This is a genomic window from Enterococcus sp. DIV0174 (assembly GCF_050529065.1).
GTDB classification, from domain to species: Bacteria; Bacillota; Bacilli; order Lactobacillales; family Enterococcaceae; genus Enterococcus_B; species Enterococcus_B thailandicus.
Map to the genome: position 1 here is coordinate 2,399,038 of NZ_CP172881.1, position 14,650 is coordinate 2,413,687.

Here is a 14,650-nt window from a genome sequence, read left to right on the forward strand (position 1 = left end):
TCGACTCCTTAATAACTAGGGTAAGGTAAATAAGTTGTTGTATTTTGTTCCTGTTGTTTCTGTTCAACTAACTGTGCTAGTTGTTGATTATCCCAGTGTAATTCAAAAATTGCATCTTCGTCGTCTGCATCTAAAAAGTCCAACAAATCACTTTGTCCCTGGTCTAGTACATCCTGTAAATAATCAATAATTGCATCTGCAACTGCTTTTTCTAACCCTTTTTTACCTTCATAAGGAATTACTGCTAAGTAGTCTTCTTCGTCAAATGAAGATTTTTGTGGGTTAAATAATAAAATACCATCCTCAAATTCAATAATTTCTTCTTCAGACACAACACCTTGTGCATCGTCGATTTCTAAATGTGCTTTGTTTTCTGCAAACAAGCGAGCAACTATCTCAATCGTATGATTTTTTGTATCCCAATCTAATGCAACATCATAAGCATCAATGTTTTTTTCAATGGACTCATCCAAATAACTCAGTAAATTATTTTTTTTCATCTTCGTTCCTCCATCCCCAATCGTTTTGATCAATCAGGCTCTTTTTTTGTAAAGAAATATATGGATTTCCCGAAACAATGTAGCGTAACGGCATATCCGTCCACTCACCCTTATTCGGAATACCAATTCTTGGCAAAGCAATAATTTGTTTTGGTTCTTTACGTTTCTCAAAATTCAAACGCAGCGTACTTTCACTATCCATAATTGATTGTCCATAAAGTTCTGGACCGATGGCTAAAGCTTTCACTAGCTTACCTGGACCGTTGCTAATGTCTGGCCCCTCTTTTCCTCCACGATTTTGACTCATCTGTTCAATCATAGCTGCTGGCTGAACTGCACGAATCATCACACCTTGGGGGATTCCCTCAGGTTGAGTAATGATATTCAAAATCCGATTTGTATGCATCGTATAGAGATAGATTGTTCCTGCTTTTTGATACATCGACCGCACCCTTGGCGTATCTCGCATGCCATAACTGTGCGCAGCTCGGTCCTCTGGCCCAAGATAAGCTTCAGCATCAACGATGTAACCAGCTAATTTGCCCATCGGTGTTACATGTTCTAAATACATTCCCAATAAATTTTGCGCAATTTCCGGTGTTGTTTTATTTTCAAAAAAAGTTTCGATTTTCTTTTTTTCCGTCATTTTTTTCACCTACTTTATCATACACAATATTTTCGTTAGATGCTATGAAAACAAAACGTTTCCTTTGTGTTCTTTCCCCCAGTTTTTTTGCAAACTATGCTATAATAAACGAACGAAAAATTGAAAGGGAGGTCACTTCATGCAACAACCTTTAGCTTATCGAATGCGCCCTCGCACAATCGATGAAGTCGTTGGACAACAGCAACTAGTCGGTGAAGGAAAAATCATTCGCCGAATAGTTGACGCGCGAATGTTGTCATCAATGATTTTATATGGACCACCTGGAACTGGAAAGACCAGTATTGCTAGTGCCATTGCTGGTTCAACAAACTATGCTTTTCGTATGCTGAATGCTGCAACTGATTCAAAAAAAGATTTACAAATTGTGGCTGAAGAAGCCAAACTGAGCGGCACAGTCATTCTGTTACTCGATGAAGTCCATCGATTAGATAAGACAAAACAAGATTTTCTTTTGCCTCATCTTGAAAGTGGACGCATTATTTTAATTGGCGCTACGACCGAAAATCCTTATATCACAATTAATCCTGCGATTCGGAGTCGAACACAAATTTTTGAAGTCAAACCTTTAGATGAAACAGATATTCAATCAGCCATTCAAACAGCCTTACTTGATAAAGAACGTGGGCTTGGAGAACTACCGATTCAACTTGATGAGGATGCCTTACTTCATTTATCACGAGCAACAAACGGCGATTTACGAAGTGCTTTGAATGGTCTTGAACTAGCGGCTCGTTCAACCAAACCAATGGAAGATGGACGCATCCACCTCACCTTAGCAATCATTGAAGAATGTGTACAAAGAAAAGCATTGACTCATGATAAAAATGGCGATGCTCATTACGATGTCATCTCGGCTTTTCAAAAGTCGATTCGTGGAAGCGATGTGGATGCAGCACTTCATTACTTGGCACGTTTAGTGGAAGCCGGCGATCTTGCAAGTATTTGTCGACGTCTAATGGTTATTGGCTACGAGGACATCGGCTTAGGAAATCCTGCAGCAGCAGCTCGTACTGTTAATGCTGTTCTTGCAGCAGAACGTTTAGGATTACCCGAAGCACGAATTCCTTTGGCAGATGTCGTAGTTGACCTTTGTCTTTCCCCTAAATCCAATTCTGCTTATACTGCATTAGATGCTGCCATTGCAGATATTCGAGCTGGAAAAGCCGGAGAAGTACCAGACCATTTGCGAGATAGTCATTATCAGGGTGCGAAAGAATTGAAACGTGGACTTGATTACCAATATCCTCACAACTTTGAAAACGCTTGGGTCAATCAACAGTATCTACCAGATAAATTAAAAAATGAAACCTATTATCAGCCAAAAGAAACTGGAAAATATGAACAAGCCTTAAAGCAACAATATGAGCGAATCCAAAATTGGAAAAAGCATTCTTCTTAAAAATAAAACGGTTACTTTTTAAAGAGCGCTCCCGTTGCTCTTTTTAAATTCCTATGCTACTATAGAGATGGGAAATCTGTGATGTTCGAATTGTCCTCTTTGTGTGTTGACCGAACATTTTTATTGATATCTTGGGACCTGTCTTGTGTCACTGCTGGTAACATGCCTTATCATTTGGTAGTTCGAAGCTTCGACCGTGGGACCCACCTGCTAGAATTTGCGGGATCAATACTACAGGACAAACAACGGCATTAACGGAGATTACCCTTTGTTTAAGAATGAAGCAATTTGCTTTTAGCAAATTGCTTTTTCTGTTTTTATTCTGATTTTTTGGAGGACGTTTCATGATTCGTGTGTTGATATCTATTGCAACCATACTATTGGTATTTGTTAGCTATTATTTACTCAAAAAACAATCTATTTTCTTTGCTTTAATTGAACCATCCGAAAAAAACCAAGCCTTTTTACAGTTTTCTGGTGTCGTCTATGCCTTTCTTGGTGCTTTAGGCTTACTCGTAGTCTTTTTTAATCAGAGAATGCTCGCTTTCTTATTCCTAATCGTAGTTATTCTAGCTTCAACTGTCTTCAGTATTTCATTTGCTAAAAAAATATCTGCTACTAAGCAGTAAAATAATTTTCTTTTATTGCAAAGTGCTTTACAATAAAGATAGTAAAAGAACTGATCTTTGAAGGGAGCGAACACTTATGTTACAACAATATAAAAAAATCATGGTCGCCGTTGATGGCTCTGCCGAAGCTGAGTTAGCTTTTAAAAAAGCGGTCAATGTTGCAAAACGTAATAACGGAGAACTTTTATTAGCACACGTTATTGATACTCGTGCATTTCAGACAGTTTCTTCATTTGATGGAATGCTAGCTGAACAAGCAACAGAAATGGCTAAACAAACACTAGCTGATTATGAAAAGAGCGCAAAAGAAGCTGGTTTAGAAAAAGTTTCAACTGTTGTGGAATATGGTTCACCAAAACCAATCATTGCCAAAGAGATTCCTGATGACAATGATATTGATTTGATTTTATTAGGTGCAACTGGGCTAAACGCTGTAGAACGTTTATTCATCGGTTCAGTTTCTGAATACGTTATTCGTAATGCAAATTGCGATGTCCTTGTGGTACGTACAGATTTAGAAAATCAATTACCAAAAGATGATGACAAGGAATAATCTAACTAAAAAAACCGTCAATCGTCGTGTACGATTGGCGGTTTTTTTCATTTTTAAAATATTTATCACAAGATGAGTTACACAAAGCAAGTCTATTTTGGTTTAAGAATTTTTATCGTAAGTGAACTACTTGATACTAGGATGATTATAGTCGTTATTATCAATAACTAAATCAGCAATTTCTCTTACATGATTTTGGTTAAGATGTCGTTGATAAACCGGAATATAACGCGTACGATATTTATCCATAATCCATTCACCGAATTTAGGCACATCCCTTTCTCTCCCTCGTCGCATAACCTCCTCCATTGACACCTCTAAAAAGATTTTATAATCAATAAATGAAAGTAACTTCTCTCTAAATAAAAGCGAGCCTTCTAAAAGCACAATTGTACGCTCACCAATAGTAATCATCCGATCATTAGCATATGTAGCTGACACCCAATCAAGACCCTTGATTGTCTTGTTAAGAACACCTTCTTGCTTCAAAGGAATCAAAAGTTCATCCAAAAGTTTTTGGCTGTTGAAAGCATGATAAAAGGCATCCACTTCGCTATTTTTTTCTTGAGACCATGTAATCGATGGAAGTGGCTTGTGAAAGTCATCGTAATGAATGACTTGTATATCGTAACCGTTCTTTCTAAGATGAGTGGCTAATTGTGCTGTAAAGTTCGTTTTCCCTGAAGCATAACTACCATCAATTCCTACAACACTTGGCGTCTTTAACTTTTTAATCTTCTCTTCAATCAAATCATAAATTGGATACGATAAGTTCACTCTCTTACTCCTTAGCTACTTCTATTATTTTTAATTTTATAAAACAACATTGCTGGATGGCAGACAGAAACTGATCTGTAGATAGTTAATACCTTTTTTATCCTTCATTTTCATCTCTAGATTATGTAAAAAGGATGCTAAACTTAATTTAAGTTTAGCATCCCTTCTGTTTCAACATTTTATTATCCGCGTAAACGTTCCACGTCGCGAGCAATCATTAGTTCTTCATCCGTTGGAATAACTAACACTTTCACTTTGGATTCTGGTGTTGAAATTTCAACTTCTTCACCACGAATACTATTCAATTCGGGATCCACTTCACACCCAAACCAAGTCATTCCTTTAATGATCTCACTACGTACGTGTGCATCATTTTCACCGATTCCAGCGGTAAAGACAATTGCATCAACGCCATTCATAGTAGTTACATAACCACCAATGTATTTACGAATACGGTCAACAAAAATATCATAAGCTAAGCGGATATGATCTTTTTCGTAATTTTTCTCTAGATCACGCATGTCACTTGATAATCCTGTTAAGCCTAATAAACCAGATTCTTTGTTTAAAACTGTAATCATTTCATCGATTGTCAAATCTAATTTACCCATTAAGTATGGTAAAACAGCTGGATCTAAATCACCTGAACGAGTCCCCATTGTTACTCCTGCTAGCGGTGTGAATCCCATTGATGTATCTACTGATTTTCCACCATCAACAGCGGTAATAGAAACGCCATTACCCAAATGACAAGTAATGATTTTTAAGTCTTCAATTGGTTTATCTAATAGACTAGCTGCACGTTCTGAAACATATCGATGACTTGTACCATGGAAACCATATTTTCTTACTTTAAAGTCCTCATAGTAAGAAGTTGGTAAACTATACAAGTAGTTATGTTTTGGCATAGTTGCATGGAAAGATGTGTCAAATACTGCAACACTGATGATATCAGGCAAGATTTTTTTGAATGCCTTGATTCCCATCAAGTTTGCTGGGTTGTGTAATGGGGCAAATTCTGCCAATTCTGCAATTCGTTCCATTACTTCGTCAGTCACAACAACAGAGTCACTATAAGTTTCTCCACCATGAACGACACGGTGTCCAACACCTGTGATCTCGTCATAAGAACTCAAGATTGTTAATTCAATCAATTGATCCAATAACATTCTAACAGCTATGTCATGGTCAGCGATATCCAAAATTTGTTCGAACTTTTGATTGTCACCATATTTAATTGTAAAAATAGAGTCGCTTAAACCGATACGCTCAACGATTCCTTTGGCGATAACTGTTTCTTCAGGCATTTGATATAATTGCCATTTTAAACTTGAACTTCCAGCATTGATTGCAATTGTTTTAGACATAGTACTCTCCTTCTATTTTGAATGATTACAGAGCAGATGATTTCCAATCTTCAAATTCTTTAAAGAATTCTGTCACCTTTTCTGGTTCTTTAAGTGAAGCAAGTTTAACAAGCAATACTTCTTTGACTTGTTTCGCTTGCGGACCTTTTTTCTGTAAAATTAAAATACTTTTTTGTGATTCTTTTTTGCGGAATAATTCATCTGGCAACTGAACCATCCCTTGAAGATAGCCTTCTTCTTTAAACCATTTTTTGATCATTTCGCTTTGATCAGTTTCTAAGAAGTTACTTGGAATCAAGAACAAACCAAAGCCATCTGGTTTTACATATTTCATTGATTGTTCTAACAATAAATGATGTGCATAACTATGACCTTCATCTGCGCTTGTCAAAAATTCACTCGCTTTTTGATCGTTTGGATAATAACCAATTGGTAAATCACTAATAGCTACATCCACAGGGTCAACCAATAAATCCTGTAAACCATCTTGATGAAAGTACTGCACGTTTGCTTTTGTCAATTCACTTGTCGACGCAGCCACGGACAACAACGTATCATCAATATCTACACCAAATCCTTCAACTTGATAGTTGGCAATCTTCAAATTTAAAAGAACTGTTAGTAGTAAGTTACCCATTCCAGCCGAAATATCTAAAATTTTGACTGCTTCTTTTTTATTTGTGAACAACTGTTCAATCAAGAAAACAAATAGATAACCAATACTATCTGGTGTTAGCTGATGATTTGCTTGCAGTCGTTCTGTTTGACCACCTTTTAATAAAAGCAATTGTGACAGACGGCGCCACTCTTCTGGTTCAAAAGACAATTTTTGCAACTCTTTATAAAGAGCCTCAATTTGTTGGACAACTTCTGGTGTTGGCACGCCATCAACTACCCGAACTTGATAATCATCATTTAAATTTTCAGCATTCTCGACATAAGCCTCTAAAAAGGAAGTTCCCAATGCATTTTGTAGCAGCTGAATTGCTTCAAGGTTTTGATTAAACCCTTGCTCCATTTTTTCTGGTAACATGGTGCACCTCATTTCTAGATATATTATAACAATTTTTTCACCTGTTTAATTCTATCGGACAATCACAAAAATTTCAATCGTTTTCACAGTTTTTTTGTTTGTGAAACGGCAAACATTCTTTAGCTAAAACAGTGATATAACAGAAAAGAGGACGTTTTCATGATTATCCCTTCATTCTGTACTACTAACTGTATCATTCTGTATCGTTTCTGTAAAATAAAAGTCAAATGTATCAACTGTAATTTGAAATTTCATCTTTTCGTTTTCAATCTCATATTCAACTACTCCTGTAGTATAGATATATTTACCTCTCTGTGTTGTATTTTCAGCTTGTAAAAGTTCTGATAGACAAAGCTCCTTCATTGTTTGTGCTATGTAAAAAAACTTTGTTCGTTGATTAAAATCAATTGTTAATCGATAGCTATCAACCACTGCTGTTAATAAAAAGCCACAAAGCAAAAACAATAATAAAGTAGAAAATAAAATGTTTCCCTTAACCCTGTTTTTCTTTCGTTGGTCATGGCTTCGTCCATTTGCCATACCCTCGTTCTCCGTTTTCAAATTTAACTTCCAGTATGACTTCATTGCCCTTCTCCTCAAAACTAAACTCGCTCACATTCATGAGCATTGGTTGATGTCCGCCAGCAACTTGTCTTTTTCGAATAACTGATTGATATTGTTCAATAATATACGTTTTATTTTCTATCACATAGCAAAATTGTCTGCTTTGTATATCCAGTAATGTGCTACCCGCCACTTCATTTTCAAATTGCGTCAAAAAAATCAACCATTCTTTTTGATCCTTCCTTTGTAAATACTGATCTACCTGGTCTGCGCGTCGAATAATCAAGGTAATTGTTAGTATCACTCCACTAAAAACAAGAAAAGATATCAAACACTCAATCAGAGTAAAGCTTGGATACTTCTGAATTTTTTTCAATTTCCAATACGACCTTCCCCTTAACTTCAATCCCGACTTTTTGAATAGCACCTTGTTCTGCTTGAAAAACAATCTTACTTTTTATTGGTTGTTCTCGAGTAATATATTTTGCTCCCTCATGCAGCCGGTAATTTCGTGCCTCTTCATAAATAATGCGTGCAAGTTGAACTTCTCGATTACTCTTTTGTCCTTGCTCTAACAAAAAGGTCTGATGTGCACTGATGCCATAGACGATGATTAAGGTTAAACCCAATGCTGTCATTGTTTCCAATAATATGTAGCCAGACTTATTCGATTTTTTTCGTATAATGACCACTTCCTAACTGGAATTGATAAGTAATTGTTTGTTTTTTCTTCGGCCAGTAAAACTGATAAGTTTTTAGTGAACTGTTATTTCCCGTTCGACCAGCAAAAGTCACTGTCCCATGACGTTGAATTTTTAAATTTTCTGGTATTTTTAGATATGCCCAATCAAACGTGATGTATTTAGGTACACCAAAGTAAATTTTTTGTTGATTATCGGTTAGATGCATTCGAGTCGCTTGCTGACTAACAATCGCAATCTTTTGCGTTGCATAAATTCGTTTTTCAAACTGACTGAAAAATTGATGCACCACTATGTCTTTTTGCAAATGATCAAACGAAAAAATAGGAACTGCTACGAAGAACAACGTAATTAGAAAAACAACTAATGATTCTACTAAAGTAAACCCTGCGTATTTATTTCTTATTGTAGACATCTGCGTGTTCTTGCTTGATATAGCCCTCTGCAAGTAGCTCATCAATAGTTGGGACTTTTCCATCATTTTGTAAAGCATACAATTCTTTTTGTGTATCAACTAACTGAACCACTGCTGCTTGGCTTTCTTTATCCACATGATTTTTGTATTTTGAAAGATTGGGTACAAATAATAAAATCAACACACTGATAATTAACAAAACTATCAGCATTTCAATCAAAGTAAACGCATTCGCCTTTCTCGATAGATTTACCTTAAATTGCTCGTTCTTACTTACATTTTCTATCCTCATGAAATAACCTCCTCAAGATTTCCATAAATTGGTAATAAAACCGCTGCATAAATCATTAATATTAAACAAGCAATCACTAAAAAGAGTACGGGTTGAATCCAACTTAACCATCGATTTAACCGTTCAAAAAAATGTTGTCGTGTGTAATTACTATAAAATAATAATTCTTTACCTAAATTTCCCTTTAACTCTCCTTGCTGAACGATTGTGCTGAACTCTTCGGTTAAAAAAGAGTATTTTTCAAGTTGAGTTGCTAATGAAATTCCTTTTTCCAATTCATTTGCCATTTGTAAAGCTAACTGTTGCATCAAGCTTCCTGTTTTTGTCTCTTTTAAACAAAAAACGACTTGTTTCAACTCAAGACCTTCATTAAAAAGTTTCCCTAATTCCAACGAAAAATAAGCAGATTGATACAACGTATAAACTGGACCTAAAATTTTCAACTGACTAAGCCACTGACTCCGCCGTAATGAATTTCCCTTCCGATCAAAAAATCGAATAGCTCCATATAAAAGAATTAGCAACATCAAAATGCCGAACACGTACCAGTGAAATGTTTGGATCAACTGAATTCCCCAATGATTTTGGGGAACCATCTCTGAAATTAACAACTGTGGTAAGACAATTTGACGCATACTAAACAAGATGCCAATCAAAAACAACGAAAGCAATGCAGGATAGCTTAATAATTTTTGCAACTCTTTGCGAAATGCACCCATTCGTTGAAATTGGTCGGCTATGCTTTCCAATGTAGTTATTAAATTCCCGTGAACTTCAGCCAATTCCACCTGTACAAGATAAGTTTTATTAAATCCACAGTAAGCTAGTATTTCCGTAAATGATCCACCAGAAATCACTATTTTTTGAGCTTGTTCTAGTAGTTCAACCGGAAATAATTTCAACTTAATTACTAACTGCAATGCTTCTTGCAAACTGAAGCCATTGCTCAATAAATCAGCAATGATTTGTATAAACTGTTGTTGCTGTTTTTTATTCAATTTCTTCAAATGGATATGACCTCCAGTCGTTTCTTTCTGCCTGAAGATGACTTGTTTGCCAACATTTTTCTTTCACCACTTGAAAGGTAGCCTCTTTATCACTTCGCTTAGTTGGTTCTTCCTGTATTTTTTCAAAAAACTGATAACTCCATAACACAGCAGAAGACTGTTCTTTATCTGGTAGTATTTCTTGATAAACAATCCCTTTTAAACAGTCTATTAATGCTTGCTGGTAACCCATCAATTCTTCGATTCTTGGCAGGATCCCTGCTAGCTCTCTAGCATGAATCGTGGCAAACACCCGATGGCCAGTCAATGCCGCACGTAAAGTCATTTGGGCAGTTAACGCATCTCTTATCTCTCCAACAATCAATAGATCTGGTCGATGACGCAAAGAAAGTTTTAACAGTTCCTCATAGCTTTGGTGAATTTTCTCATTGACTTGTAGTTGTAAAAATGTCGCTTCTTCCAGCTCTACAGGATCTTCCACCGTAATGATTTGTTCTGCATTTTCTTGGGCTAAACGATACATTAAAGATGTTTTTCCTGATCCGACCGGACCACTAAAGAGATATAATCCTCTTTCCTTAGTATACCGGTGTAATGCTACTAGATCTTCTGTAGAAAAACAGCGAAAATGCTGGTCACTAAGTGGATAAAGCAAACGAATCACCAAGGTTTCTCGGTGCTGATAATCCCCAACAGACGAGAGCCTCAATCGAATTTTCTCATTGACACTTGAATGCTCGCTCCCATAAGTCAGTGCACCAGATTGTACTTTTCTTTTTTCACCAATATCCATTTGCCCTAAGTACTTGAATCTGGAAATCAACTGTTGGCCTATTTCTTTTGAAAAATTCTGCTTTAATGTTCGGTTTTTACCTTTACGTTCAAAAAGTTGATAATCTTCTGCTTTTGGCAAAATGTAAACATCTTCTATTCTTCTTTTGTAGGCATCTGCAATGATTTTATCTGATAATTTTTTAATGTCCATTATCCTCCCCTCCAATAAAAACATACGCTTTTATCAATTTTTTATCGTAGATTTTGATAATTTCATAAAAAATGTTGGCTAAATCCGAATTTGTGTTATACTATTAAAAATTTATCTTAGGAGGCGCCACCTTGGAATCATTGCTAAAAAAACATCTTTTAGTTGCGAGCAAACAACAACCAGCAGATTTAGTTATCAAGAATGCCAAAATCGTCAATGTCTTTACCAGAAAAATTATGTCAGGTACTCTTGCTATCAGTGACGGGAAAATCATTGGAATTGGCGAATATGAAGGGAAACAAACTTACGATGCAAATCATCAGTACTTAGTTCCAGGTTTTATTGATGGGCATGTTCATATTGAAAGCTCTCTGCTTTGTCCACAAGAATTTGCTAAAATTTCTGTGTTGCATGGTGTGACAACTGTTGTAACAGATCCTCATGAGATTGGAAACGTTGCTGGCAGTACCGGCTTGAAATTCATGCTGGAAGATGCTAAAAAAGCACCGATGAATATTTTTTTCATGCTCCCTTCTTGTGTTCCCGTTACACCTTTTGAAACAAATGGCGCTGTCCTAGATGCCGAAACCTTGGCGACCTTCTTAGAAATGCCTGAAGTTCTTGGCCTTGCTGAAGTAATGAACTATCAAGCAGTCGCAAATGCTGAAACAGAAATTTTAGACAAACTTCAATTAATGCTTGATCATCACAAAAAAATTGATGGCCACGCAGCTGGAATTACTGGTGATGCGTTGAATGTTTATCCTGTTGCTGGTATTCGGACTGACCACGAAGCCACGACTGCTGAAGAAGCGAGAGAAAGACTTGATTTAGGGATGTACTTGATGATTCGTGAAGGGACTGTTGCAAAAGATTTAGCTGCTCTCTTTCCAGCCATTACCCCAGAAAATTCTCGACGTTGCTTTTTTGTTACTGATGATAAGTTAATTAATGATTTAGTGAGTGAAGGATCGATTGATTATATCGTCCGAAAGGTGATTGAATTAGGGATGGACCCATTGCAAGCAATCCAAATGGCAACACTAAATGCAGCGGAATGTTTCGGTTTATCCACGATTGGCGCTGTTGCGCCAGGTTATCAAGCCGACTTTTTCTTAACAGATAACCTTGAAACATTGCCAATTCGAGAAGTATTTCATAATGGTGAACAACTTGTGACCAATGGAAACTTTATCAGTGAAACAAGTGAACAACCAAAAAATTCTCTGATTGAGCACTTACCAAGCATGGCAGTTGCACCTCTAACAAAAGCTTCTTTAAACCTGCCTTTAAATTCAAATGAAGCCCATATCATCGAGATTATTCCTAACAGCTTGATTACCAATGATTTACTTGCAGAAGTCACTGTTCAATCTGGGGTCTTTGTTCCTTCTATTGAAAAAGATTACCTGAAAATTGCTGTTATTGAACGACACAAAGAAACTGGAAATATTGGTCTGGGTATCGTCAAAGGTTTCGAACTAAAAGAGGGCGCCTTAGCAACTACGATTTCGCATGATTCTCATAATATTGTTGTCGTCGGAACAAACGATGAAGATATGCTTTTTGCTATAGAACAGCTAATCAAAAAAGGTGGTGGCATGATTGCTGTCAATCATCAACAGGAATTGGCAAGCTTACCACTTAAGATTGGCGGATTGATGTCTCAAAAACCTTTTTTAGAAGTGAATCAAGAATTAACTAGCTTAACAAATGCTGCCCATCAAATTGGTGCTAGTCAGCTCTTCGATCCCTTTTTGACCTTATCATTTTTAACATTATCTGTTATTCCTGAGTTAAAAATCACAGATATGGGACTTTTTTCCTTTTCAAAATTCCAACTTATTCCGCCATGCTAACAAAAAATGTCTGTAGCAGAAATAATCCGCTTAGTAAATAAAAAAAAATACCAGAACTTGTTTCTCAAATTTTTGCGTAATTTAAGTTTACTTGGAAGAAATTACTTCTTGAACATTACAACTGAATATTATGGCACAACGCACTTAACCCCGAAAAATCACTCATAGCTGACAAAAATAGCGTTCCATATTTTTAGATTGTTGTGAATGATTTTGAAGAGTTGATTTAGGAATATCCCTTATTCGAAAAAAGGAGGTGTGACAAGACTTTTGTCACACCTCCTTTTAATTATTTTGTTTTATCTTTAAATTGCGCTTCCACTCGATAAATCCGTTGGCCACGAGAAGAAAATTTTTCTTCATACTCTGTCATAATATTTCCTTCAAATGTACTCTCATGTAAATCAAGCCAGACTTGTTTGATAATCATACCATACTGTGAAAAACTTGCTAAGGAATACTCAAACAATCCTTGATTATCTGTTTTGAAATGGATTTCACCAGCTGGTCGTAAAATTTGTTCATCCACCGCTAAAAAGGTTTTAAAAGTCAAACGACGTTTTTCATGACGCTTTTTTGGCCATGGATCAGAAAAGTTCAAATAAATCTGATCGACTTCACTGTCCGCAAAATACTCTGTCAGTGCTGAGCCATCAACATGAAGTAATTTCAAATTAGGTAGCGGCTCTTCAATCAATTTATCTAATGCCAGAGAAATAACACTGACTTGCATTTCCACGCCAATGTAATTGATTTCTGGATGTGCCTTTGCCATTCCATTGATGAATTGACCTTTTCCCATTCCAATTTCGATATGAATTGGATGATTGTTACCAAAGAGTTCAGCCCATTGACCTTTCCATTCAGTTGGATCACTAATAACAAACTCTGGGTGTGCCGCTAATAATTCTGTTGCACCAGGACGATTTCTAACACGCATAATTCATAATTCCTTTCTCAAATAAAAAAGGTTGGCCAAATCTCCAAAGAGTTTGGGCTCAACCTCAGCCACTAAAAATTCGTTTTAATTGTAAAATTTCTTCATTCATTCGTCGGTCATCTCCTCGAAGGCAATACCGAGTAATTTCTTGTAATAAATTCATCACCGCGTACCAGTGAAGTTTCTCGAGAACTTCATTCGTTGGGCGAATACCATAACTAATCAACCATTGATTCCAATTTGAAAGTGGAACATAATTTCCTAAAATCGTTCCAATATCAACTGCTGGGTCAGCGAACATGATTGAATCCCAATCAACTAAATATAAATAATTTTTACAGACTAGCCAATTACGATGGTTCACATCTCCATGAACAACAGCAAAATCTTTTTTATCTGTATGAGGAACCTGTTGACTCAAAAATTGATGCACAAGTTGGATAAACTGATTTTTTTTTAGTATTTCTGGGAGTTCTTGGTTGTATTTCTTCAACATCGTCTCAGGTGTGACAACGCGACCACCTATTCGATTCAACATTGTTTTTAATGATTCAGAATGATGTAAATGGTATAAAACATCAATAACATCGTTTCTTTGCCCAATTTCTGCGGTAGTCAATAAGCGACCATCTAACCACTCTTGAGCTGTTAATGTATCTCCGTTCCCTGTTCTTTTAGTCCAAACAAGTTTTGGAGTAATTCCTTCTCGAGATAACGCAGCAAGCATGGGGGTCGTATTACGCTTGATGAAGACCTTATCCTCATCACGCATGCCTATGTATGTTTTTCCTGTATCACCTTTGATGGGCCGTAACCGCCACTCTTGGTCTAACTGAAACTCCATCATGCTTTCTCCCATCCTCTTAAACTCTTTCATTTGCAGTAATTATTATTCTAGTCGCCCAGACACATAACGTCAAGCACATATACGTTCTTTTTCAGCATTTTTTCATTCAAAAAAC

Annotated in this window: 18 protein-coding genes and 1 other RNA gene; 5 read left to right on the plus strand and 14 right to left on the minus strand. The window is 36.4% G+C overall.

Annotated elements, in window-relative coordinates:
• Positions 1–8 precede the first annotated feature (8 nt).
• Positions 9–500, minus strand: a complete 492-nt coding sequence (locus tag IGJ93_RS11440; protein WP_430596949.1) for a DUF3013 family protein — start codon at positions 498–500, stop codon at positions 9–11.
• Complete coding sequence (locus tag IGJ93_RS11445; protein ID WP_430596950.1) at positions 487–1,146, minus strand: DNA-3-methyladenine glycosylase; 660 nt, start codon at positions 1,144–1,146, stop codon at positions 487–489. Before IGJ93_RS11445 ends, IGJ93_RS11440 begins: the two co-directional genes overlap by 14 nt.
• 139 nt (positions 1,147–1,285) lie before the next feature.
• Here IGJ93_RS11445 and IGJ93_RS11450 point away from each other — a divergent pair, with 139 nt between their 5' ends.
• From IGJ93_RS11450 to IGJ93_RS11465, 4 genes are all read left to right on the plus strand, one after another.
• Positions 1,286–2,566 (plus strand): replication-associated recombination protein A, encoded by a 1,281-nt coding sequence (locus IGJ93_RS11450; RefSeq protein ID WP_430596951.1) that lies wholly within the window; start codon positions 1,286–1,288, stop codon positions 2,564–2,566.
• A 70-nt stretch (positions 2,567–2,636) separates the two neighbouring features.
• Positions 2,637–2,831: non-coding RNA, 6S RNA (gene ssrS / locus IGJ93_RS11455), on the plus strand.
• A 79-nt stretch (positions 2,832–2,910) separates the two neighbouring features.
• On the plus strand, positions 2,911–3,195 hold the full coding sequence (locus IGJ93_RS11460; protein ID WP_067483063.1) for a hypothetical protein: 285 nt from the start codon (positions 2,911–2,913) through the stop codon (positions 3,193–3,195).
• Positions 3,196–3,271: 76 nt separating this feature from the next.
• Entirely contained in the window at positions 3,272–3,748 is a 477-nt protein-coding gene (locus IGJ93_RS11465) for a universal stress protein (RefSeq protein ID WP_067483065.1), read from the plus strand.
• A gap of 126 nt (positions 3,749–3,874) precedes the next feature.
• Here the strand turns inward: IGJ93_RS11465 and IGJ93_RS11470 are convergent, their stop codons facing one another.
• The 10 genes from IGJ93_RS11470 to comGA all read right to left on the minus strand — a co-directional run bounded on the left by IGJ93_RS11470 (position 3,875) and on the right by comGA (position 10,889).
• On the minus strand, positions 3,875–4,525 hold the full coding sequence (locus tag IGJ93_RS11470) for a uridine kinase family protein (RefSeq protein WP_075491248.1): 651 nt from the start codon (positions 4,523–4,525) through the stop codon (positions 3,875–3,877).
• 182 nt (positions 4,526–4,707) lie between these two features.
• The gene (locus tag IGJ93_RS11475) at positions 4,708–5,892 is read right to left on the minus strand and encodes an acetate/propionate family kinase (protein ID WP_067483069.1); all 1,185 of its coding nucleotides are present in this window, start codon (positions 5,890–5,892) and stop codon (positions 4,708–4,710) included.
• Positions 5,893–5,917: 25 nt separating this feature from the next.
• Positions 5,918–6,925: a class I SAM-dependent methyltransferase gene (locus tag IGJ93_RS11480; protein WP_067483071.1), complete on the minus strand. Its 1,008-nt coding sequence runs from the start codon at positions 6,923–6,925 to the stop codon at positions 5,918–5,920.
• A gap of 171 nt (positions 6,926–7,096) precedes the next feature.
• Entirely contained in the window at positions 7,097–7,465 is a 369-nt protein-coding gene (gene comGG / locus IGJ93_RS11485) for a competence type IV pilus minor pilin ComGG (protein WP_067483073.1), read from the minus strand.
• Complete coding sequence (comGF, locus tag IGJ93_RS11490) at positions 7,443–7,793, minus strand: competence type IV pilus minor pilin ComGF (RefSeq protein ID WP_258173288.1); 351 nt, start codon at positions 7,791–7,793, stop codon at positions 7,443–7,445. The genes comGG and comGF overlap by 23 nt, the downstream gene beginning before the upstream one ends.
• 31 nt (positions 7,794–7,824) lie before the next feature.
• Positions 7,825–8,127: a hypothetical protein gene (locus IGJ93_RS11495; RefSeq protein WP_067483077.1), complete on the minus strand. Its 303-nt coding sequence runs from the start codon at positions 8,125–8,127 to the stop codon at positions 7,825–7,827.
• A 25-nt stretch (positions 8,128–8,152) separates the two neighbouring features.
• Positions 8,153–8,605 (minus strand): competence type IV pilus minor pilin ComGD, encoded by a 453-nt coding sequence (gene comGD, locus IGJ93_RS11500; RefSeq protein ID WP_218657968.1) that lies wholly within the window; start codon positions 8,603–8,605, stop codon positions 8,153–8,155.
• Positions 8,586–8,897 carry a competence type IV pilus major pilin ComGC gene (comGC, locus tag IGJ93_RS11505; RefSeq protein WP_071868905.1) on the minus strand — a complete coding sequence of 104 codons (312 nt, stop codon included), beginning with the start codon at positions 8,895–8,897 and terminating at the stop codon, positions 8,586–8,588. The genes comGD and comGC overlap by 20 nt, the downstream gene beginning before the upstream one ends.
• Positions 8,894–9,943, minus strand: coding sequence for a competence type IV pilus assembly protein ComGB (gene comGB, locus IGJ93_RS11510; RefSeq protein WP_370629938.1), 1,050 nt, complete (start codon positions 9,941–9,943; stop codon positions 8,894–8,896). The genes comGC and comGB overlap by 4 nt, the downstream gene beginning before the upstream one ends.
• Positions 9,888–10,889 (minus strand): competence type IV pilus ATPase ComGA, encoded by a 1,002-nt coding sequence (comGA, locus tag IGJ93_RS11515; protein ID WP_285701371.1) that lies wholly within the window; start codon positions 10,887–10,889, stop codon positions 9,888–9,890. The genes comGB and comGA overlap by 56 nt, the downstream gene beginning before the upstream one ends.
• 131 nt (positions 10,890–11,020) lie before the next feature.
• Between comGA and ade the strand changes: the two genes are divergently transcribed.
• Positions 11,021–12,748, plus strand: a complete 1,728-nt coding sequence (ade, locus tag IGJ93_RS11520) for an adenine deaminase (RefSeq protein WP_311798257.1) — start codon at positions 11,021–11,023, stop codon at positions 12,746–12,748.
• A gap of 289 nt (positions 12,749–13,037) precedes the next feature.
• Here ade and trmB read toward each other — a convergent pair whose 3' ends face one another.
• Positions 13,038–13,688, minus strand: coding sequence for a tRNA (guanosine(46)-N7)-methyltransferase TrmB (gene trmB / locus IGJ93_RS11525; protein ID WP_067483086.1), 651 nt, complete (start codon positions 13,686–13,688; stop codon positions 13,038–13,040).
• 64 nt (positions 13,689–13,752) lie between these two features.
• A complete protein-coding gene (locus tag IGJ93_RS11530; protein ID WP_172843754.1) occupies positions 13,753–14,535 on the minus strand; it encodes a phosphotransferase family protein in 783 nt (260 codons plus the stop codon).
• Positions 14,536–14,650: the final 115 nt, after the last annotated feature.

Coding starts and splice junctions, on each gene's coding strand:
- IGJ93_RS11440 (WP_430596949.1), bottom strand. CDS start 500: ATGAAAAAAAATAATTTACTGAGTTATTTGGATGAGTCCATTGAAAAA.
- IGJ93_RS11445 (WP_430596950.1), bottom strand. CDS start 1,146: ATGACGGAAAAAAAGAAAATCGAAACTTTTTTTGAAAATAAAACAACA.
- IGJ93_RS11450 (WP_430596951.1), top strand. CDS start 1,286: ATGCAACAACCTTTAGCTTATCGAATGCGCCCTCGCACAATCGATGAA.
- IGJ93_RS11460 (WP_067483063.1), top strand. CDS start 2,911: ATGATTCGTGTGTTGATATCTATTGCAACCATACTATTGGTATTTGTT.
- IGJ93_RS11465 (WP_067483065.1), top strand. CDS start 3,272: ATGTTACAACAATATAAAAAAATCATGGTCGCCGTTGATGGCTCTGCC.
- IGJ93_RS11475 (WP_067483069.1), bottom strand. CDS start 5,892: ATGTCTAAAACAATTGCAATCAATGCTGGAAGTTCAAGTTTAAAATGG.
- IGJ93_RS11480 (WP_067483071.1), bottom strand. CDS start 6,925: ATGTTACCAGAAAAAATGGAGCAAGGGTTTAATCAAAACCTTGAAGCA.
- comGG (WP_067483073.1), bottom strand. CDS start 7,465: ATGGCAAATGGACGAAGCCATGACCAACGAAAGAAAAACAGGGTTAAG.
- IGJ93_RS11495 (WP_067483077.1), bottom strand. CDS start 8,127: ATGACAGCATTGGGTTTAACCTTAATCATCGTCTATGGCATCAGTGCA.
- comGD (WP_218657968.1), bottom strand. CDS start 8,605: ATGTCTACAATAAGAAATAAATACGCAGGGTTTACTTTAGTAGAATCA.
- comGC (WP_071868905.1), bottom strand. CDS start 8,897: ATGAGGATAGAAAATGTAAGTAAGAACGAGCAATTTAAGGTAAATCTA.
- comGA (WP_285701371.1), bottom strand. CDS start 10,889: ATGGACATTAAAAAATTATCAGATAAAATCATTGCAGATGCCTACAAA.
- trmB (WP_067483086.1), bottom strand. CDS start 13,688: ATGCGTGTTAGAAATCGTCCTGGTGCAACAGAATTATTAGCGGCACAC.
- IGJ93_RS11530 (WP_172843754.1), bottom strand. CDS start 14,535: ATGATGGAGTTTCAGTTAGACCAAGAGTGGCGGTTACGGCCCATCAAA.